The sequence below is a fragment of the Vibrio sp. Isolate32 genome (assembly GCF_022397955.1).
Classification (GTDB): Bacteria; Pseudomonadota; Gammaproteobacteria; order Enterobacterales; family Vibrionaceae; genus Vibrio.
This window is the reverse complement of the sequence record NZ_JAKEUQ010000004.1, coordinates 43,118-62,632: the sequence shown is the minus strand read 5'-3', so window position 1 is coordinate 62,632 and position 19,515 is coordinate 43,118. Positions and strand designations below refer to the sequence as shown.

At 42.4% G+C, this 19,515-nt stretch carries 18 protein-coding genes and 1 pseudogene; 9 read left to right on the top strand and 10 right to left on the bottom strand.

What is annotated here, in order from left to right:
• Positions 1-270: 270 nt before the first annotated feature.
• Both L1D11_RS04570 and L1D11_RS04565 read right to left on the bottom strand, forming a co-directional pair.
• The gene (locus L1D11_RS04570) at positions 271-441 is read right to left on the bottom strand and encodes a hypothetical protein (protein ID WP_239862076.1); all 171 of its coding nucleotides are present in this window, start codon (positions 439-441) and stop codon (positions 271-273) included.
• Positions 442-1,007: 566 nt separating this feature from the next.
• Positions 1,008-1,673, bottom strand: a pseudogene (locus tag L1D11_RS04565) (Rha family transcriptional regulator).
• A 279-nt stretch (positions 1,674-1,952) separates the two neighbouring features.
• Between L1D11_RS04565 and L1D11_RS04560 the strand changes: the two are divergent.
• Positions 1,953-2,747, top strand: a complete 795-nt coding sequence (locus tag L1D11_RS04560; protein WP_239862074.1) for a hypothetical protein — start codon at positions 1,953-1,955, stop codon at positions 2,745-2,747.
• The gene (locus L1D11_RS04555) at positions 2,737-3,138 is read left to right on the top strand and encodes a hypothetical protein (RefSeq protein ID WP_239862072.1); all 402 of its coding nucleotides are present in this window, start codon (positions 2,737-2,739) and stop codon (positions 3,136-3,138) included. Before L1D11_RS04560 ends, L1D11_RS04555 begins: the two co-directional genes overlap by 11 nt.
• A gap of 113 nt (positions 3,139-3,251) precedes the next feature.
• On the opposite strand, the gene L1D11_RS04550 is transcribed toward L1D11_RS04555, so the two are convergent.
• From L1D11_RS04550 to L1D11_RS04520, 7 genes are all read right to left on the bottom strand, one after another.
• Positions 3,252-5,792: a replication endonuclease gene (locus L1D11_RS04550; RefSeq protein WP_239862070.1), complete on the bottom strand. Its 2,541-nt coding sequence runs from the start codon at positions 5,790-5,792 to the stop codon at positions 3,252-3,254.
• Between the two features lie 4 nt (positions 5,793-5,796).
• Positions 5,797-6,405, bottom strand: coding sequence for a class I SAM-dependent methyltransferase (locus tag L1D11_RS04545; protein WP_239862068.1), 609 nt, complete (start codon positions 6,403-6,405; stop codon positions 5,797-5,799).
• Positions 6,402-6,833 carry a hypothetical protein gene (locus L1D11_RS04540; protein WP_239862066.1) on the bottom strand — a complete coding sequence of 144 codons (432 nt, stop codon included), beginning with the start codon at positions 6,831-6,833 and terminating at the stop codon, positions 6,402-6,404. Before L1D11_RS04540 ends, L1D11_RS04545 begins: the two co-directional genes overlap by 4 nt.
• A gap of 66 nt (positions 6,834-6,899) precedes the next feature.
• Positions 6,900-7,250: a hypothetical protein gene (locus L1D11_RS04535; protein ID WP_239862065.1), complete on the bottom strand. Its 351-nt coding sequence runs from the start codon at positions 7,248-7,250 to the stop codon at positions 6,900-6,902.
• A 34-nt stretch (positions 7,251-7,284) separates the two neighbouring features.
• Positions 7,285-7,824 (bottom strand): phage regulatory CII family protein, encoded by a 540-nt coding sequence (locus L1D11_RS04530; RefSeq protein ID WP_239862063.1) that lies wholly within the window; start codon positions 7,822-7,824, stop codon positions 7,285-7,287.
• Between the two features lie 9 nt (positions 7,825-7,833).
• Positions 7,834-7,977, bottom strand: a complete 144-nt coding sequence (locus L1D11_RS04525) for a hypothetical protein (RefSeq protein ID WP_239862061.1) — start codon at positions 7,975-7,977, stop codon at positions 7,834-7,836.
• On the bottom strand, positions 7,974-8,174 hold the full coding sequence (locus L1D11_RS04520; RefSeq protein WP_239862059.1) for a hypothetical protein: 201 nt from the start codon (positions 8,172-8,174) through the stop codon (positions 7,974-7,976). Before L1D11_RS04520 ends, L1D11_RS04525 begins: the two co-directional genes overlap by 4 nt.
• A gap of 186 nt (positions 8,175-8,360) precedes the next feature.
• Here L1D11_RS04520 and L1D11_RS04515 point away from each other — a divergent pair, with 186 nt between their 5' ends.
• The 3 genes from L1D11_RS04515 (at position 8,361) to L1D11_RS04505 (ending at position 12,281) form a co-directional block, all read left to right on the top strand.
• Complete coding sequence (locus L1D11_RS04515) at positions 8,361-8,960, top strand: phage repressor protein CI (protein ID WP_239862057.1); 600 nt, start codon at positions 8,361-8,363, stop codon at positions 8,958-8,960.
• Positions 8,961-9,259: 299 nt separating this feature from the next.
• A complete protein-coding gene (locus tag L1D11_RS04510) occupies positions 9,260-11,098 on the top strand; it encodes an SIR2 family protein (RefSeq protein ID WP_239862055.1) in 1,839 nt (612 codons plus the stop codon).
• A 136-nt stretch (positions 11,099-11,234) separates the two neighbouring features.
• Positions 11,235-12,281: a tyrosine-type recombinase/integrase gene (locus tag L1D11_RS04505; RefSeq protein ID WP_239862053.1), complete on the top strand. Its 1,047-nt coding sequence runs from the start codon at positions 11,235-11,237 to the stop codon at positions 12,279-12,281.
• 321 nt (positions 12,282-12,602) lie between these two features.
• Here L1D11_RS04505 and L1D11_RS04500 read toward each other — a convergent pair whose 3' ends face one another.
• Positions 12,603-13,598 (bottom strand): L,D-transpeptidase family protein, encoded by a 996-nt coding sequence (locus tag L1D11_RS04500; RefSeq protein WP_239834243.1) that lies wholly within the window; start codon positions 13,596-13,598, stop codon positions 12,603-12,605.
• Between the two features lie 349 nt (positions 13,599-13,947).
• On the opposite strand from L1D11_RS04500, the gene deoD reads away from it, so the two are divergent.
• From deoD to L1D11_RS04480, 4 genes are all read left to right on the top strand, one after another.
• Positions 13,948-14,658 carry a purine-nucleoside phosphorylase gene (gene deoD / locus L1D11_RS04495; RefSeq protein WP_239834244.1) on the top strand — a complete coding sequence of 237 codons (711 nt, stop codon included), beginning with the start codon at positions 13,948-13,950 and terminating at the stop codon, positions 14,656-14,658.
• Positions 14,659-14,740: 82 nt separating this feature from the next.
• On the top strand, positions 14,741-16,210 hold the full coding sequence (locus L1D11_RS04490) for a lactate dehydrogenase (RefSeq protein WP_239834245.1): 1,470 nt from the start codon (positions 14,741-14,743) through the stop codon (positions 16,208-16,210).
• Positions 16,211-16,394: 184 nt separating this feature from the next.
• A complete protein-coding gene (locus L1D11_RS04485) occupies positions 16,395-17,864 on the top strand; it encodes a hypothetical protein (RefSeq protein WP_239834246.1) in 1,470 nt (489 codons plus the stop codon).
• The gene (locus L1D11_RS04480; RefSeq protein WP_239834247.1) at positions 17,864-19,444 is read left to right on the top strand and encodes a GGDEF domain-containing protein; all 1,581 of its coding nucleotides are present in this window, start codon (positions 17,864-17,866) and stop codon (positions 19,442-19,444) included. Before L1D11_RS04485 ends, L1D11_RS04480 begins: the two co-directional genes overlap by 1 nt.
• Positions 19,445-19,515: the final 71 nt, after the last annotated feature.

The window sequence follows — 19,515 nt, the reverse complement described above, 5'->3', positions numbered from 1 at the left end:
ACCAAATATGGCGCACTAAGGGGATAGAAATGCCAAAATTGAACAGCAATACCTATCGAAGAGTGCAGCGACTCGAGCAACACCGAGCAACATCGAGCACTGATCAATGCTGAGCAGATAGAGATACTATGCAATCATTACAACATCAGTTTATTGGACATAGCGCGAGGTACAATTGACTTGCGCCCCGCCAACCCCTGCGACCTGGTTGAACACCTAGAAAGACTGCCTGCGCCTGTAAAAAAGTCGATCACAGAACTGGTCAAAGTTTTAAGCCGCAGTATTGAGTGACTGCCAATCACGCTCGTACAATGCATCTTGCACAGTGCAAAAGTGGATAAGCACTTTTACCTTTTCTTCCAAGGTTCGGGCCTTCGCCAACTCTTGATCTCTTAAATCAACCATGTACTGATAGGTTGTTTGAGGGTTAATTGAGTTCATCTTCTTCTCCTACTTCTTTGATGTACTTTCAGCATACCTAGACTGAAAATTTTTCCGAAATCACGTAACCAAACGGCTTTGTTGAAACGCACTATACACAGCTCAAACGACGCTCAAAATATCACCAGATACGATCAGCGTTTTTCCAAATGCCGCATAATTACCAAGCTAACATGGTTTAAAAACTTCCAAAGTCGCCCGTGGTTACTGGGCTGAGCCTTGGTGACTCACACCAACCTACCAGAACTATTTTTATGTCAACCTTTTGAGCGGCCACTTTTTCGCAAAAAAATTCTCTAATGCCGATGACTAAATTGAGCGTTCAAAAACGCCAATGACAAATCAGTTAAACGGATTGGTGCTTAATTAAAAAAATTGAGTGTGGAGAGATGAGAAAGGAGGGTGTATTTATAGTTGCGAAAAGCAGATCGGCTGTCAATAGGCGAAAAAAAACGACGGCTGTGGATAACCGTCGTTTCAACCCACCTTAATTATGTTGTGGATAAGTGGAAATTCTTTTTCTTTAATTACATGCAGTTGCATTAAAAAATATAACAAAAATCACATTAAAACGGACACCTTGCCCAGTACTTGGCTAGCACTTTTGCGATGTATTCACACAGTTCATTCAAGTCTCGATATTCCAAATAGAAATTACTGTCGACAAACTGCGAACCGCTAGATGAGAAATTCGGTTGCGCTTGACCTTTTCCACCGATACCCAATTCAAAGGTCTCTGAGAACTTGCCGCTTCTTGGCCTTACATTGAATTTAATATGGTATGTCCAATGGGTTTCAGATTGGCAACGTTGATAGTGAGCCGGTATCAAACCAGAGTCGTAAAAATTTGGGTAGGTGCTATTTGGGAGTTGGTTGCCAGCGAACGGCGGAAGTGTTGGAAGATTTGAACGGATTTGGTTAGCCATTTGATTAAAGGCGTCGATGTAGGCTTCTTTGATTGCTGTGGCTTTCTTGCCTGTAAATCCCATAACTAAGAACATAAAGCCGTCTTTGGTCATTTGGTAGGCTTACTGAAATCGTCCTTTTGCGTCTAAATAATCAATCTCCTCAAAATTGAGGGCATTGAATTCTTCTGAGCAATCCAAATTGCTAAGGGTACACATTACATTATCATGCCGTTTACCAAATGCTTCTGCAATTTTGATTGAAGTCGTTCTAAGATCACCGTGATTTTCTACAACGGCATTTTCAGTTGTGCTAAAGCTACACATAAAAAACCAGCTAAAAGCTGGCGTCTATGCGCCTATATCTAAACGGGGTACTAATCCCGGCACTGGATTAAGCCAGTGCTCTATCACACTAGCCGATGTGAACTATAATAGTCAATGGTGTGTAATGATATTGATGAACATTGACTCATATTGATAAAGAACTGACAATGTGATGATTGTTTGAAACTTTGGGGTGATGTATAGTCTGCGTCCTCAAGGTTCGTATATACTTTTTATATACTGTAATGCTTCCAATTCTATCAATAAAGGCACTGTAATTTGAGTTCACCTGTAGCACTTGCAAATACTAATGATTTGTTAAGAGAACTGTTCTGTTATCTTGGAACAGGGAAAGCTCTCGACCCTTTTACGAAAGCTCGCCTGCTCAAAGAAGCTAAAAAGCAAACAACTCTTGATAGAATGCATACTTTAACAGCATACGTTTATACGATTGCTGGCGAGAAAGAACTCGCTAAAGAATCAGCATTACGAGGATTAGAATACATCGCTGATCCCGCAACAATATCTAGTTGCTTATCTATACTTCAACTAAATGCTTTCCCTAAAGTAGCTATTGAACAAGTTAATCAACTTCAAAACTTTTTAGATGACCCAAACTATCTACCTAGTTTTACGGCATTCTTTGCTGCTTACCCCGATGTATTGCAAATGGAGCGCGCTATGACAAAACTGGAAAAAATGAACCTGTGTTCTTCCGGTGACATTGGCCATCTTTACAATTACTTTCAAACCGTTTCTAGCACTGTTGATACAGCAGTTGAAGAACTAGAACTAGAGAAATCCATATGCTCTCGTGTAATTGGCCTAGCATCAGGGGTTGCACAAAAATCCGGAATCATTCTAAATTCAACCGTGCTCAAAAAACAACCTGAGTCAGATTGGTTAAGTATTGTCCTCAATGTAGAAACCGAAACCACAAGACAATTGGCCGAGCTAAATTGGGATCTTGTAGGTGAGCTAATTGATGCGAACTTAAATACTCCAACTATTGTGACCCGATTTGAAATGGTTGAACCCGGTGAAACTGTTGCGAGATGTCGATATGCCGATTAGCCCAGAAGAGTTACTCAGTTTTGCAGAGGGTATTCACGCGAAAGACGAAAACTGTGAAGTACACAGACGTTCTGCGATTAGTCGTTATTACTATGCGATGTACCACAAAACAAAGTCTATCCTGAAACTAGAACCTCTGCTATACACTAAAAGTGATCACGAAAACCTAATTCGCTATTTACAAAGCGATGCCCGAGATGATGAAGACCATAACTTCCGTGCACTTTTTATGCTAGGTGAGTCTTTGAGGCAAGAGCGAGACAGACGCAACCTAGCAGATTATGACCTCGATGTAGCCATAACGAAGATCAACACTGAAACTAGCAAAGATACCGCTAAGCTATTATTTGAAAAATCAGATGAACTTATAAATGTGAGTTCAGCAAGCTAATTGCAAGTCTGCTGTATAGAATATCTAAGCACACCAATTGGTGTGCTTTTTTATATGTAACATAACCCTAGACTAACTATTTACGTAAATAGTTAGTCTTTGTACACCCACTTCTACGCTAATGGCCAGTCGTCCCCATCAGGGAAAATCGACAGGTCGGGTTGTTGATACTCTTGCTTTTCTGGTTGGGCGAATAGGTTGTCCCAACCCTCGAAATCCATCCAATTGGTGTCGTCCGAACGTTGACGGCTCACTTCTACCAACTGGGCAGGCCGTTTATTGCCGTGTTCGTCTACCTCCGCAGGGCGGATTTGAATACTGGTTGCATCGTCGATGCGAATTGAGCTGCCTTTTAGCAGTGCGGCCAGCGCCGCTTCATCAATATTTGGTGATTTATTCGCCTGCTTATCCTCTTTACTCTGTGAAGAACGTGGGTCTAATAATCGGGTTAGCTGATCGCAGACCTGTACATTCTCAGGCTCCGTACAGTTATTGACAGAACTCCGAGAGGAGCCAGAGGCTCCAAAAGCGGTCGCTTCGCTCCCAAGAGCGCACGCTTTAGCTCCATCGTTAACCTTTGATTTCTTCTGAATCGTCCAAGCTTTGGTGCGTGTTTTGATGGTTTCTTCTGGTGTAGTGAAACCCTCAATTTTGCGGACGTCTTCGCCATGTGGTGAAGCGAACGGCAGAACTTCATAAGAATTCACGATCAGTAAATCTTCACGCTTAACGAATGGGCCACCTTGCCCCATGATGTAACCTTGCCAGTTACCATGGTCAGCAGCTTTTAAAGTGTCTGTGATGCTTGCGTCTTCGGTCTTCATGCGTGACTGGTAGCTATCACCAATCACTTTCATTAACTCTTCATTGGTGATCAGCTTGCTCGGCTTGATAGGCCCAACAAGATCACGCTGCAGCATTGAGTAAATAGTGAGTAGGTCGACACGCTCTTGCATGAAGAGGTATTCCATAAACGCTTTTTTGTTCTGGTTAGCGAAGCGGCGTAGCTCACGGTAAGTCGTGACTGGTGCACCACCGAAGAACTGGAACTGGCGAATGTTCCAACGGCTTTTCCAAGCACTCACATTCTTCGCCATGTCTTTAACTGGCTTGCCTGTTTCGTCCGAGATCTCCCCGTCCATTGCAAAGCCGTCAATGTTCTTTGAAATGTATTTGGCGATGTAGCCCGTTGCTGTGCCTTTCTCTGAGTCAATAAAACCCAAGTCGCAACGTGGGCGGTAATCTAGCGGCCCAACGTAAGCACCTTTGCGAAATGGCTTTTTTTTCTCTTTCTCAAACTCTGGGTGCAGTTCGCCACGGTCTTCTTGCGTGGCGTAAGAAATGAAGATGTCACGCACTTGCATCACGTCTTCTGGTTTTACCCAGATCAGCAAGTGCCAATGTGGTGTGCCGTCGTGATGCGGCTCTGCAACGCGAACACCAAACCAACGGATTTCTTCACGACCTAGTTTGGCGCGGACTCGCTGCCATACGTTGTTTAGGTAAGATTGCGCATCACGTGGGCTTGCACCGTTCCAGTGACCAATAAAGCCGCCTTTCTTGTATGAGTTGTGATACTTAGATGGAGTGGTCAACGTTAAGAACAGACCTTGCAAACCCAACTCGTTGCCAATGTCTTCACAACCACGACAACGCACCATTAATTCATGACGACGAATAGCAGGGTTAGCCACACTCTTTTTGACCATATCCCATAGATCAGCTTCTTCGCCTGTTTCTTCATCTAATAACTGGCATTGCTTAATGTATTCATAGTTAGCAGTTTGCTGCGCTTGGTGTTCACGAACGCAGTCCCATGACGCATAAGGTGATGCTTTTGAAGAGACTTGCCCCATAGCAATGGCTAGGTGCTCACGCATGATTTTGCGTGTTTTGTTAAGGCGTCCATACCACCACTTTTCATCTAACATGCGTGAAATGTCATTCAATGCGGTTAGGTCAGTTTGTTTCTTTTTCTTGCGCGGTGGAGTCATACCAAAGTGACAGACAAATTCGGCTAATTCTTCATAGCCGATTACCTCTGGAATTTCGACTTCATCCAGATCACGATTAGCTATACGTGCAGCGATAAGAGGGAATTTAGCCTTAGTAATTTGGCTAATTTTGAATGCCATGTCTTTAACTTCTGACGGCTCAAGCTCTGCCAGTAGTCGACTTTTAACTGGTTTGCGGTTGCGCTCTGCCTTTTCGAAGTCAAAACGCATTTGCTCTTTTTGTGCAAAGTCGCTTTGCTCAGCGTCGCTAAACTCTTCACTAAGCAAAGAAACCTTTTGGGTTGTCGGTAACTTTTTATATTTGCGTAAAACCATCAACGCACGTTCAGCGGCTGGCCCCATACGTTCACGCAAAAATATGTTGGCATCTTTACGACCTTTCTTTTCGAACACTGAAACGTAACGAGTAACAAAGTACTTGGTTAGGTAGTCCGGTAGGTCTTTAATCTTATCTTTCGCCCACTCGAAATCGTTTGGGTTAGCTTCAAATAGCTTACGTTCCAGAACACTAAGATCATCAGGTTCAATAATTGTGTTGTATCGACGCGAAACAAAGCAACCCGCTTCAACCTCAGTTAAAGGGGCTTGCCATGGAAGATCGTATAGGTCGATTTCAGTTGGTTCTATTAGGATGCTCATGCAGCTACATCTTCACTGGTGAGCCACAGCCTTTGCACATAAAATCTTTCTTCTTGATTTCATGTGAGCACTCATTACACACAACTAGGCCAGCAGAAATGATATTGCTCAGACCGTTAGGCAAATTGAAACGGTCACCTTTATCCCAGATAAACCACATGTATTCGCATGAGTCAGAACCACCGCCCACAAAGCGAGGACGTGGAACGATAACAGGCGTTTTTTGAGGGAATCCAATTTCACGCCAAAAAGGTAAGCGTTTTGTTGAGCCTAAATAGTTAACACGTTGCAAGTATGCCATTGTTCCGTCTGGCGCTAATTCACTTAGGCTTTTTCGAATGAACTCTTCTGTTAGAGAAAATGGTGGATTAGTGATGATCACGTCTTGGGTACCGAAATCTGTTGTTAGGTAATCAATACCTTTTTCGATTTCAGCAAATGACTTTTGGCTTTGTGGCAAAGCTATCTTGTCGAAGATTGCGCCAGTGCCGAAGCAAGGTTCTAAAAACTTGTCGGTAGGACGAACGGTTAACTTTGATAGTAATGCGCCGACAACTTCTGGCGGCGTTGGGTACAGCTCACGAGGTTGCACTTTTCCAGTAGTTGAACTCATGCTTCCACCTCTGCCTCTTCTTCAGCTTGTTCACGGGCTTCGATGATCAGCTCTGTCAATTGGCCTTCGATAAATAGAAGTTGCTCAAGTGCATACTTATCTTTTAGGCGGACTTCCTCATCTAATAGCTTACGGTGGACGTTTGATTGGTAATCTGTATTTGCTGGATTCACGTAGACTTTGAACTTATCTACATGCCCTGAGAAATCCGTGAAGACATGAATCACATCCGTATTCGCCATTGCCAACGCATTGATAGCGTTAACGATGTCGAATACTTCTCTATCTGTATTCAATCCACTAAGTAACTTCTGCTTAATTGCCAGTGCTTCGGCAGGTAAATCGACATGACCAATTGAACTAACATTGCGGTTAATCACTTGGTCTATTAGGTTTCGTGCTTCGGTTAGTTTTTCAAATGTATTCATCTTCTATGCTCCTACGCTAAGACGAAAAAAGCCCCCGATTACAGGGGCAAATGGCTGGCTAGGCTATTAAATAACTTTGCTGATATCGGAATGTTTTAGACGGCGAACATCACCCACTTTGCGGTCGAATTTCATCACCATCTCTTTAAGTAGCTGCATTCCAGAACGGACTTTTTGCAACTCAAGGTCATTGAATGAATCAAACTCACGGCTGTAATCTTTTGGTGGCATACCACCTGCAATCAGAATTAAGCCACGGCTACGATCATTCATTTCGTTATACATATCGCGCAGCTTTCTACGCTTTGCACTTTTATCGAAAAGCGACTTACACGCGGCAATGCTATCTGCTGCGCTTGGCGCTCTTCCTTTATGTGGAGAGGGCTGCATTTCTTGTTGTCTAGCTAACTGACTCATGGTGTTCATATCCTCTTAATCGGGCTCAAGCTGGTTAGGCTAAGCCTGGAATAGGTGCACCATTAGCCAGAAAATCTGTGCCAAATTGCATTAGTGGCTGCAGGCCTGTGGTGCGGTGTTCAAGGTCATTAATAAGCAAAACCAGATTACCCAAAGCGGCTTGCGCCTTAGCTAAGGTTTTGCGTTTAGTAGATCGCGGTAAACGCTCTGCGGTGCACATGGCTAACGCATCGCTAGAAAGCTCACCAGAATGTGCGTTTAGCTGAAGAACTCTTTCAAGCAAGTTGAGTTCGTCTTCATCTTTTGGAAGTGGAATGGTTACAACACCATCATTAGTAAATAACGTGTTTACGATTGAGTAGTCACCAGAAACGCGGCTGATTAACGCCAGCTCAACAGGCTTAAGTACATGGGGTTGATTTGGGTTCAGCTTGTTGCGAAGCATCGTGCCGTTAAACTCAAGCTTTCGGGCAATCGCTTCAACATCATGATTGACAACAAAATCACAGCAAGCAGCATCAAAAGCTTGTTGTTTGCGTTCACGTAATAAACACATTGAGTTATTTGCGTCCATAACTAATACTCAAATGAAGAAAAACGGAACGAAAACGAATGAGCAACCAACAATATCGAGCCATAGTGGACATACGTTGGGGTACTTGTCTTCCCATGACTTATTCGTGCCTTGCTGGGTGAGTTTGGTTTTAGGTGAAGTTGCGAAGCTCATACCTTTTGCTCCGCCAACCTTTCCATGTATTTGACCATGTTCACCATAATCAGACCTTTAGAGCCGTCTTTCGGAACAATAGGAATATTGCCAAGGTCTTTTTGGCGATCAAATGAAGAGGAAGACATGCCAGTACGACGCAAAAATTCCTTTTTTGTGCATACAGGCGCATCAATTGCTATTTGAAGTGTTGCCATAAGTGGTATCCTATTCGTTTGAGATTTGTTGATGCTTAATGGTGGAACATGGCAGCATCAATTGAATATGAAATTATAATTGATCGAAAAAACAATCAAATCAAGCTTCAAATTCAATTTAATTGAAAACAGGATTGATAGCGATTGATTTCGAGATCCAGATCTATTTATGACAGGGCTAATGAAATGAGTCGAATTCCAGCTAAGATTCCCCCATTCGAGTACTCAAGTGGTCGAGAATTCACGGATAGACTAAAAATAGTGACAGGTTGTAATAGCTATAACCTGCTCGCCGACCACTACGGAATCCCAAAATCGACCATCCTAACTTGGCATCATCACGATCGAATTGCTCATGAGTTAATTGTTCGAGAACACCTAGCATCCGGTGCATCAGTTAAGTACCTTGCTCTTGGTGAAGGTGAACCGTTTTCTGGTAGCAGCAGTCCGAATGAGAATCTCGCAACATACAAGCTTGAGGCTGGCTTATTAGAGAAATCCGGCAGCATGTCTTTGGACTTGGCGACCCTTGACCGTTTTGGTCTAAAGCCATCAAACACCCAAGTCATTGAAGACGATGCAGGGATTTACTACATCAACAAGGAATCTGTTGACCCAATATCAGGCGATTACTTGATTGATGTAGATGGACGCTTGTCTATCAACTACCTGCAGCGTTTACCAGGTAAGAAATTAGCGATCGCGTTTGACACATCGACCATTGAAGTATCCGAAGAAGATATAAAAGTACTTGGCCGTGTAGCTATGGAAATGAAGAAGAGATAGCACATAACAGATCAAAAATAAGCACCATTCATCATAATTACCACTTAATTAACAAGGCTAAGAACTTGTTTACAAAACCTGTCGTGGCATCGTCATTAAACCAATAGACATTAGTTTACTGTCGATGTGTAGGATGTACGTGGTAAGAAAGAAGAGTTCGATATTCAGCGTCCTGGCATAGGTCACTAGAGTTTGCACCTTGAAAGGCACGGACGTTAAGGATATCGCATTATTAATTAGCTCTGGCTTTTGATGAATGACTACATTTATCTAGTTAAGAATAAAAAACAGACACAATTATGAGCCAAATATTTAAGCCTCAAAAGCACCTAATAAATATCTTAAAAAACACACAAAATCACCACCCTAATTTCACCCTGTTTCTAGGGGCTGGTGCTAGTGTAACTAGTAAAGTTAAACCTGCAGGAGAGCTAATTAAAGAGTGGCGGCAGGCCTATTCTGATATGTACGATTGCGAAAGTGAAAAGCTAGAAGATCAATACTGGTACGGTAAACACCAAGAATACTCTGTGCTCTTTGAAAAATTGTACGATCAGCCAAGCCAACGCAGAGAGTTTATTGAAACGTGTATAGATAACGCTAAACCTTCTTGGGGATATATTTACCTTGTAAACCTTTTAAAAAACAAGCATTTCAATACCATATTTACAACCAACTTTGACGACCTTGTCAATGAAGCCTGCTACACATTTTCAGACAGCCTTAGGCCAATCGTATGCGCTCATGACTCTAGTATAAATAGCGTGCGACTGACATCTGAACGCCCTAAAATCATCAAGCTACATGGTGATTTTCTCTTCGATAACATCAAAAATACTGTGCGAGAATTAGAATCTCTTGAATCTAACATGAGAGAGAAATTCAAGCAGTATGCAAGTGAATTTGGATTAATTGTTGTCGGCTATGCTGGCAATGACCGTTCTGTAATGGATACTCTCAACACACTACTTTTCACAGGGGAACACTTTCCACATGGCGTTTATTGGTGTGTTAGAGAAGATACAAAGTTTGAGGATTTATCCGAACCTCTGAAAGCCCTAAGCCGATTCCCTAATTTCCATCTAGTAAAAATTGATGGCTTTGATGAGTTTTTTGCTCAAATTCATCAAGCGTTAGATTGTGACTTACAGCAAGAAGTATCAGACCCTTATAACGCTTTAGTGAAGAAGCTAAATAAAACGTTTAATAATGACTCGTCTTACGATGCCATAAATGACGCTGACTTATCTCCCGGTCAAACAATAATCCAAAGAGACTACAGTCGTTTAGTTGAGCAATTATCTGAAATAGGTACTGCAACTAAACTCAGAAAGCAGTTATCTGATGCACTAAAAGCATTAGATGAAGATATCCTTGATAAAATTAATACTGCATTTGAAAGTATGGACGACCAAACTTTTAAAACTTCAATGCAAGACTTTTTAGATATTGTTAAAGCAAATGGTGGGCGACCATTAATGCCGGTGCCAAACTACTTGTTGGCTCGTAACTATTTCAAGGAAGAGAAATATAATGAAGCGATAACCTATGCTCTCGATGCTATCAAGGAAGACCAAAATGCTTACCCTACACCTTTAGCTATTGATTCGATGGTAAATCTAAATGATTTCACGCTATTTGATGTACTTATAGATACAATCAAAGGTTTAAAAATCAATGATCGTAGTTTCAGTTCTATTCTAGATAGCGTCGTTGAACTAACTTCTCAAAACATGTTGAATGAGGCTCGCATCACTTTAGATCTGATTCGGTCATTTAATACCAAGGCTGCTCATCGACGCTATATTGTCCTTAATTCAATGCTCATAGAGATTTTGGATAAAGGTGATAAGGTCCATTTCAGTGAAGCTGAAATAGATCGTCTAATTATTGAGTTCCAGTCCTCAGTAGAAAACTCTTCAGATCCATGGGGTTCTCTAGGGCTCGCTATCATTTGTAATCATTTAAATATTGTCGAGGATATTTCATTCATAATTGATAGCACAGATACGGAAGCATTATCACACTTGTTAGATTCAAATATGCCAATCAAGCGCTTGATTTCCGAAGAACTGAGTGCCACAATGAGATCATCTCTTGAAAAACGCAACATAGGAGTAAATAATGAACCCAATTAAACAAACTACTTCTAAGCCGAGAAGCGCAAAGCAAACCAGCCAACTACTTAAAGAGCTGAAAGCTCAACTTAAGAAGTAAGACAAGATTTCATACATTAAAAGCCGCTATTGCGGCTTTTTTTAATTCAATAGAATTATGTCAGTTAGAAAAGTAGAAGACGGCAACAAAAAACCATGGCTTTGTGAGTGTTACCCCCAAGGCCGAAGCGGTGCAAGAAAACGTAAACGCTTCGCGACCAAAGGCGAAGCGGTGGCTTATGAAAAGTTTCTAATGAAAGAGGTTGATGATAAGCCTTGGCTGGGTGACAGAAAGGACTTGCGCACACTTCATGATTTAGTTGAACTTTGGTACAAGCTTCACGGTCAACACCTTAAATCCTCCCAAAAAGTTTACCCTCGTCTTCTCACCATAGTCGAAGAACTCGGCAACCCGTTTGCAATCAAGTTTACGGCAAAAGACTTTGTTCACTGGCGTTCTAGCCGTAAAGCAAAAAACCGATTTGGTAGTGAGACAAACACTGGTAAGTTGATTTCCGCACCCACTAATAATCTCGATCTAAGATGTTTGAGGGCCGTATTTAATGAGCTGACTGCACTTGGTGAGTGGACGCAACCAAACCCACTTGCAACTGTAAAATCGATTCAAGTTGCTGAATCTGAAATGGGCTTTTTCTCAAATCACGATATTAGTACGTTATTCAACAGAATAAAAAAAAGTAAACGAGCCAAAGAGTACGAACTGATATGCAAAATTTGCTTATCGACTGGTGCCCGTATTTCCGAAGCTAACAACCTACGTTTGCCGCAGATTACAAAATACAAGATCACTTTTCTTGATACCAAGAGTAAGAGAAACCGTACTGTGCCGATCACCGAAAAGCTTTATAACGAGTTGATAGAGTTTAAACGAACAGGTGAAAAGGATAAGTTGTTTAAATGCTGTCTTTACGGCATTGGCTATATCGTTAACAAAACATTTCCAAACTTACCGAAAGGACAAAACACTCATGTGTTTCGCCATACCTTTGCCAGTCGGTTTATGGAAGAAGGGGGCAATATTTTAGTATTGCAAAAAATCCTTGGTCATAGTGACATCAAACTGACTATGCGGTACGCACATTTTTCACCAGATCACCTGATTCAAGCTGCCGAGTTAAACCCTATTTCAAGATTAGGTCTGTAGCCACTTTTTAACTAATAATGGCGACAAAGTGGCGACAATTTTTATTGATACTGAAGGCTAATGGGTGGTATTGATTAGACAGTCGAAAAGTAAGGTATTGAAATATATTGAAAAGCCTTTATTTTACTGACTTATAGAAACCACTATCAATTACACTAAGTAGTTTGTGATCTAAGCCCGATTAAGCTGTAGATTAAACGAGTTTCAAAAGCAGTACATAGACAGCACCACTCTTAACGGATGTGGTGCTTTTATTTGGGAATAATTAATTTGAGCAACTAAGAAGGAAAAAACCCCCCTTCTTACAGAAGACACATAGTGTTAGAACTTAATTACAGGTGGGGCTATCTCAACAGGCACGCCGTTTTGAGCAAAGATAACCGCTTTCGCCTTTGAATTAGGCAGTTTTGCGTCTTCAAGCCACCATTTTAATTCCATAGGAATCTGTAATGATTTCTTTGATCCATCGCTCCGAGTTAATGGTTCATGCGCTTCAACAAACACACTTCTATCGGGTTCTAATGACACCTTGATCGGCTCATTAATAATGGTGACCTGCTCGCCACGGCTTACCTGCTCAAAAAGCCACTCAATATCTTTAGGCTCCATTCGGATACAGCCTGAGCTAACACGCAGGCCAATTCCAAAGTCCTTATTGGTGCCATGTATAAGGTAATCCCCAGCTCCATACGCAAGTCGCAGCGCATACTCACCTAAAGGGTTTTCTGGTCCTGCAGAAACGACTTTCGGTAACTCAATGCCTTTCTCTAGATACTCTTTACGGATTGACTTAGGTGGGGTCCAGGTCGGGTTTGGTCTCTTTTGGCTTATCTTGGTAATCATCTCTGGGGTATCACGTCCAATCCTGCCAATACCGACAGGGAATACGTGCACCTGATTTTTCTCTGGCTCGAAGTAGTACAACCTAAGCTCAGCCAAGTTAATCACTATCCCTTTTCTTGGGGTATCAGGAAGAATGAGGCGGCTAGGAATACTTAGCACGTAACCTTTGGGTGGAAGAAAAGGATCAACACCTTTATTTGCCGCCATTAAAGAGAGAAAACCGATATCGTATTGCTTGGCAATGATGGCTAACGTTTCACCTACAGCAACTTCATGCTGCTGTATCCTACCAACAATACGGCTCTCTTTCGAAGGAAGCTCAAAAGTTGCCGCAGAGGCCCACGACGACGCAATTCCAGCAGCAATCAAAGTCCCTTTCACAACAAACCTAGTAGTTCGCTGTACGAGCAAAGCAATCTTACGTGTTTGTGTTTTCATGGAGTAAAAAAGCGTCGAGTTAGCGCAATACAACATACAATTCCTTGGTTTGCCGTCTTTATCAAAGTTTAGATTATCGCTGTTCAAACGTCTCTACAATGTATTGTTACCTCAAACGCCATATGCAATTGCTCTTTCGTTTGAGTGTTTCCTTTACCTGACCTTTAATTTATCCAAACAAAATCGATTGCCCTTACGCTTTCAACAGATTTGGTTATAAATATTAATGAAACGATAATAGCAGACCCATTTTGTGACTAACATCTCATGGAAGCTCGTTTTAACTCGCTAATATTGCCTCAACAAAACGAATTCAATTCAACAGAATCGGTAATTGATTAAATCCTGTTCCTATAATTACCCGTTTAAACTTTGGAGAATGACCATGGCTACACCTCATATTAACGCTCAAGCTGGTGATTTCGCAGAAACTGTACTGATGCCGGGTGACCCACTTCGCGCAAAATACATTGCTGAAACATTCCTTGATGACGTTAAGCAAGTTTGTGACGTTCGCAACATGTTTGGTTACACAGGCACTTACAAAGGTAAGAAAGTTTCTGTAATGGGCCACGGTATGGGTATCCCATCTGCTTGCATCTATACACACGAGCTAATCGCTGAATACGGTGTAAAGAACGTAATTCGCGTAGGTAGCTGTGGTGCAGTACGTGACGACGTTAAACTAATGGACGTTGTTATCGGTATGGGTGCTTCAACAGACTCTAAAGTAAACCGTATTCGTTTCAACAACCACGACTTCGCTGCAATCGCTGATTTCGGTCTTCTAGAAGAAGCAGTAAACCAAGCTCGTGCACAAGAAGTTCCAGTTAAAGTTGGTAATGTGTTCTCTGCAGATCTTTTCTACACTCCAGAAGCTGACATTTTCGAAAAAATGGAAAAGCTAGGCATCCTTGGTGTTGATATGGAAGCGGCAGGTATCTATGGTGTTGCTGCGGACCTTGGTGCTAAAGCACTGACTATCCTAACCGTATCTGACCACATCATCCGTGGTGAGAAACTAAGCTCTGAAGAGCGTCAAAAATCTTTCAACGACATGATGAAAGTTGCTCTAGAGACAGCAATCAACATCTAACGATTTGATAAAATATACATTGAAAAGCGTTACCCCGCAGCCAAGCTCACTTGGCTGCTCAAATAATCCCGAGGGGGAGATCGTGTCTAACGACAAGCTGCCAAAAGATGCGGATGGTTTGCAACTCAACTTTTGTAAAACATTGGCGTGTGACAACTTTGGCTTGAGCGATGCAAAACGGTATGTTTTGCAACACGCTAACCCTAAGCGTCCAGCGATGGTTTGTCGTGAATGTGGAGCTTTCCCCCCCTTACTTAATAACCGTGAAGTGTTAAGCGAACTTCATCGCCTAAGACAACTTCACAGCGATGGACTCCCAGCTTGTTGTAATGATGATTGCGATAACTTTGGCTTATCGGTTCATACTCACAAACATCTTTACCATGCCTTTGGCTACAGTGGCGACAGGCAGCGTTACAGGTGCAAAGATTGCAAATCAACCTTCGTTGATAAATGGTCTGGATCCAATAAAAAACTTCAATTTCAAGAGAACCTCATGGGCCTATTGTTCATGGGTTATTCCGTGCGTGAAATCTGTAGAAAATTAGAAATCAATCCAAAGACTTTCTATGATCATGTTGACCATATCGCTAGCCGTTGCCGTCGTAAATTAGCGATGCTCGATGCTCGATGGGTTAACCATGCGAAAGATTACGAATTCGCTTCTCACTACCAACGTCTACAACCACAAAGCAACAACGGTGTGGTGTGGATAGTGACGGGTGAGGCGCATTCTGGTTATATCCTTTGCCAGCACGTTAACTACTCTCAAAATGAAGAACCATCAGGGAGTGTTGACCATAATCCTTATGATGATGTTTCGCGTTTTGTATCCAAAGAGCACTCTTCAGAGGCTAATCTCGAACTACCTCAGCCCTCTGACAAGCTAAAAGAGCGCATTGATCAGCAGTATCAAGTGATTCTAGCAAGAGGTAACGTTGAGGACCCTATGGGCAACCTCACTGCATTTAGCTACCCTTCAAAAGGTGCACTAATTCGGCCGCCTTATACCTCGTATGCACACTTTCTAAATGTGCTTGGTATGTGTAATGAAAACAAGCATGTCGCCATCTATATGCCACAAGATCCATTACTAAGATCTGCCGCTTTAAGCGTATGTTTGCCGCGTATTCAGAGTCAAAATATCGACCTTATGTATGTAGAGGAAGACTCGGGCTGGCAAGACGATCAAAGTTTTGAAAAGATCGACATCGTTCACATGAGTTGGTGGCGTGATCGCTGGGCTATCGCGAATCAAGGTGATAATCAGAAAGGCATTTGCTACCTAACGGGTAACAATCCAGAACCAAAACAGTGGTTTAACACTGCCTCAATCCAACAAACTAAGTTCTATCAACAGCGCTTTCAACTGTTATTTGATAGCTTCATAAATGAACCTAGACGTAAGCTTCGTCCTGGGGGTATTCTTCCATTACTCGACATTTTTAGAGCTTGGCACAATCTGTGCTACCAAGATAAGCAAGGGCTCACAGCAGCGCAGCGCTTAGGTGTAGCAGAGCAGCCATTGACCCTAAAGCAACTACTTTTATAAAACGGATATCTAGATAATTATTCGGGAACTCATTGATTTTAAAGTGAGAACATGAGGTAATACTCATAATTGGAAAAAATTCGTGTTCCTTTGACGCTCTAGGAAAGATAATTGGTGCTTATCTCAAATTGCACTCTTATAATGATTGTGTTATCAATATGTTCAATAATTATGGATCTAAATCTTGGACAAAAATCAGTACCTTCTTGAAACAGAACTAGAACAACTCAAAACTCGCGCCGACTCTGAACCCTCTGTGATCCTAGAGGTTGCTCAACAATGCCTAGTCAGGTCAGAGCAAGTTTTATTTGAAGAGGGGGCTATACAGTCATTGATGTTAATTGCAAGATGCTGTTGGAACCTAATGGATTACTCGAAAGGTTTGAAATACATCAAAGAAGCCTACAAACGCCAAAGCCGATTAGATACCGACCTTTTTCTTCCCGAAATTCTCCACTTACATGCACTCCAGTTCTGGGGACAAGCCAAGTATTACTCAGCTCAACAGTTCTGGATCAACGCCTTAGAACAATCTGCACTGGTTGATGAAGTCGAGATTCAAATTGAATGTCTCATTGGTCTTGGCAACATTTGGCGAATGACTCATGAATATAAGCTTGCACGTTCTACCCACCAACTAGCCGTTAAAGTGGCTAATAACAGCCGCATCGGTTGGTTAGAAGGCAAGTCAAGAATACTGCTCGCCTGGGATTACTACCTGCTTAACAACTATGTCGAAATGTTGTCGGTGCTCGACGGTGCGGAAGAAGCGTTGAAAGAACATAAAGATAATACTTGGCATGCAGAAATATGGGACTTCCGAGGCCTTGCACTACTTGGCCTTGAGCGTTTAGATGATGCTGAGCGCGCCACAGCCAAAGCGCACAATCTAGCCGTAGAACACAACCTTGTCTGGATGAAAGCGCACTCTTACATCAGTCAAGCTCGATTAGAACTCCTGAGAAAAAGGCCGAAGCAAGCAGCCGAATTACTCAGGCTCGCTGAACACTCTGCCAATGAATTCGATAATGGTGAGTTACTTAACCAAATCTGTTACCAGCAATCTTTGGTTGCAGAAGAAAACCAAGACTTCAAAGCTGCGTTAGTCGCCTTTAAAAAGTACCGTGAATATTCTATCGGTATGCTTAAAGAGCAAACTAATCGTGTCGGTTTAGACAAAGCACGCAGTTCAAAACGCCAACTTGAGCAGAGAGCACGAAAGCTCATTAACCGTATTCGTGGTCAACACGAGTACGATCCTGAAAAGCCCCTCTCTTATGTCGTATCTGAGACCTTTTGGTGGGAGAAACTGGTACTCTTTAAGACAGAACTTAAGCGTTCAAACCACAGCATCATTATGTTCCATCATGTAGATACCGATTACTTAGATGTCTGTACCGAGATTGCTCATACCTTGTGTAACCAAAACGACTTCATAGCAAGGCTCAGTTCAGAGCGTGTTGCGCTTATGCTTTCTGAAAAAGGCGAAGTCGCAGAGCAAACCTTCCAAACTCTCAGCACCATGCTTGATATCTATCCGTGGCATAGAAGAGGATTAAAAGGTTCGAAACCCACTGTCAGCCTCAACGATATTTTGACGTTCCCGTTCACCCTTGAGCAACTAGACGAAGACCAAGCTGAGGTAACAGCGTGATGGAAACTCTACTAAGCAAGATCACAGACGCCGGTTTAGACCCTTCATCGGTATCAGGTGAAGAAGCAATCATATTCTGGAACCATATTCGTCAGCACGTTTCGACTACAAAAACAGAGCAAGCGCATTGCTATATTATCAGCTCTGAATACCGTGCCGAATTACAACAAAATCAAACCAGTATAGAAGAGCTAAGACTTGCTCTTGACCTACTTCATCTTCCTGTGGATATCGAAGACATTCTTACAGTAAAAACAAGCTTAAGTGACCGCTTAGTCGAAATCGGGGATTACACTTCTGCACTGAATGAATTTGTCAGCTCCTCAACCATCGCTGTTCAACACGGCTATATCGATGAATATGTATTGGCAATCTTAGGCATGGGGAACTTATGTGATGCCTATGGTGATCACAACAGAGCCATTCGCTACTATCAAAAAATTGGTAGTATTGACCATGCGATAAGCAGTCGCTCACTCCGCCTCAAGTTCAAACTCCATATGGTGGCAAGCTTGCTCCTGCTCAACCGCGTTACTGCGGCTAGCGATTTACTGAATGAGTGTGAAGAACTGAGTATTTTGGTCAGTGACAAGCTACTCACTGCTCAGATATTACTTTACCAATCGAAGATGCTGCGCGCTAAGAAAAGATACCATGAAGCGCTGCGCAGTCTGTCTAAAGTTCAATATCCAGCTAATAATGCTCAAGCAAGCTGGCTTGCGACCATGACTCGGCTAGAGTTAGCACATTGCCTAAGTGCAATAGGAAAGCAAGACTATGCAAGCATGATCTTATCGAGCACAGACAAGCGTGTGAAAGCAAACTCATCGCCAGTGCTTGCTATGCGATTCTGCGACTCTCTAAGTGATGTATGTATGAATCAAGGGCGTTTTCAAGAAGCCCTGCGCTATGAGAAAAAAGGTTACCGAATTGAAACCGACCTGATGAAGCAGATCCCGATCAGTGAGCTCGGGGCGAGTCAGTTACGCCGTCTGTCACGTTTTGAGTTGCAGCTCAAACTCATCCTCTCTGAACAAGAAAACAGAGAACTGAAAGAGACGACTGAACAACACAAGAATGCAGTTGCTCAACTACAGCAAGATGTTTTCACCGACCCGCTGACAGGGTTACACAACCGTCGCTGGTTAGATGTGAAATTAAAGGATATGTTGCTACATGAAACCTCTTTCGCACTGATGGTTATTGATATCGACCACTTTAAATCTATCAATGATGAGCTGAGCCACTTAGTGGGAGATAAAGCGATCGTCAACGTCTCTCAAGAACTTAGATCGTACTTCAAGTTTAGGGGCGTGTCGTGTGTCAGGTTTGGTGGAGAAGAGTTCTTGGTCATCCTAGAGAACAGCGATCTCGCTAAGGCAGAAATGCATTCTGAAAATTATCGAGAACGCATCTTCCAATTCGGATGGCATGAAATACTTGGAGAACGAGGTTTAACTGTGAGTATCGGTATCACTTTACATCGTGAGGGAGAGAACACTCAACGTACCTTCTACCGTGCAGACAAAGCCTTATACCGAGCCAAAGCCAATGGCCGCAACCAAGTGTGTACTGAATAGTAGAAATAGCAGCAGTGAAAATGGAAAGTCATTCGTATTCTGCCCTCCCCTTCTTAATAATCAGTCGCACT

Excerpts from the sequence above, each read along its gene's own strand:
- L1D11_RS04530 (WP_239862063.1), bottom strand. The coding sequence starts at position 7,824 with ATGGACGCAAATAACTCAATGTGTTTATTACGTGAACGCAAACAACAA.
- L1D11_RS04545 (WP_239862068.1), bottom strand. The coding sequence starts at position 6,405 with ATGAGTTCAACTACTGGAAAAGTGCAACCTCGTGAGCTGTACCCAACG.
- L1D11_RS04505 (WP_239862053.1), top strand. The coding sequence starts at position 11,235 with ATGTCAGTTAGAAAAGTAGAAGACGGCAACAAAAAACCATGGCTTTGT.
- L1D11_RS04540 (WP_239862066.1), bottom strand. The coding sequence starts at position 6,833 with ATGAATACATTTGAAAAACTAACCGAAGCACGAAACCTAATAGACCAA.
- L1D11_RS04535 (WP_239862065.1), bottom strand. The coding sequence starts at position 7,250 with ATGAGTCAGTTAGCTAGACAACAAGAAATGCAGCCCTCTCCACATAAA.
- L1D11_RS04550 (WP_239862070.1), bottom strand. The coding sequence starts at position 5,792 with ATGAGCATCCTAATAGAACCAACTGAAATCGACCTATACGATCTTCCA.
- L1D11_RS04515 (WP_239862057.1), top strand. The coding sequence starts at position 8,361 with ATGAGTCGAATTCCAGCTAAGATTCCCCCATTCGAGTACTCAAGTGGT.
- L1D11_RS04520 (WP_239862059.1), bottom strand. The coding sequence starts at position 8,174 with ATGGCAACACTTCAAATAGCAATTGATGCGCCTGTATGCACAAAAAAG.
- deoD (WP_239834244.1), top strand. The coding sequence starts at position 13,948 with ATGGCTACACCTCATATTAACGCTCAAGCTGGTGATTTCGCAGAAACT.
- L1D11_RS04570 (WP_239862076.1), bottom strand. The coding sequence starts at position 441 with ATGAACTCAATTAACCCTCAAACAACCTATCAGTACATGGTTGATTTA.
- L1D11_RS04480 (WP_239834247.1), top strand. The coding sequence starts at position 17,864 with ATGGAAACTCTACTAAGCAAGATCACAGACGCCGGTTTAGACCCTTCA.
- L1D11_RS04500 (WP_239834243.1), bottom strand. The coding sequence starts at position 13,598 with ATGTTGTATTGCGCTAACTCGACGCTTTTTTACTCCATGAAAACACAA.
- L1D11_RS04525 (WP_239862061.1), bottom strand. The coding sequence starts at position 7,977 with ATGAGCTTCGCAACTTCACCTAAAACCAAACTCACCCAGCAAGGCACG.
- L1D11_RS04555 (WP_239862072.1), top strand. The coding sequence starts at position 2,737 with ATGCCGATTAGCCCAGAAGAGTTACTCAGTTTTGCAGAGGGTATTCAC.
- L1D11_RS04510 (WP_239862055.1), top strand. The coding sequence starts at position 9,260 with ATGAGCCAAATATTTAAGCCTCAAAAGCACCTAATAAATATCTTAAAA.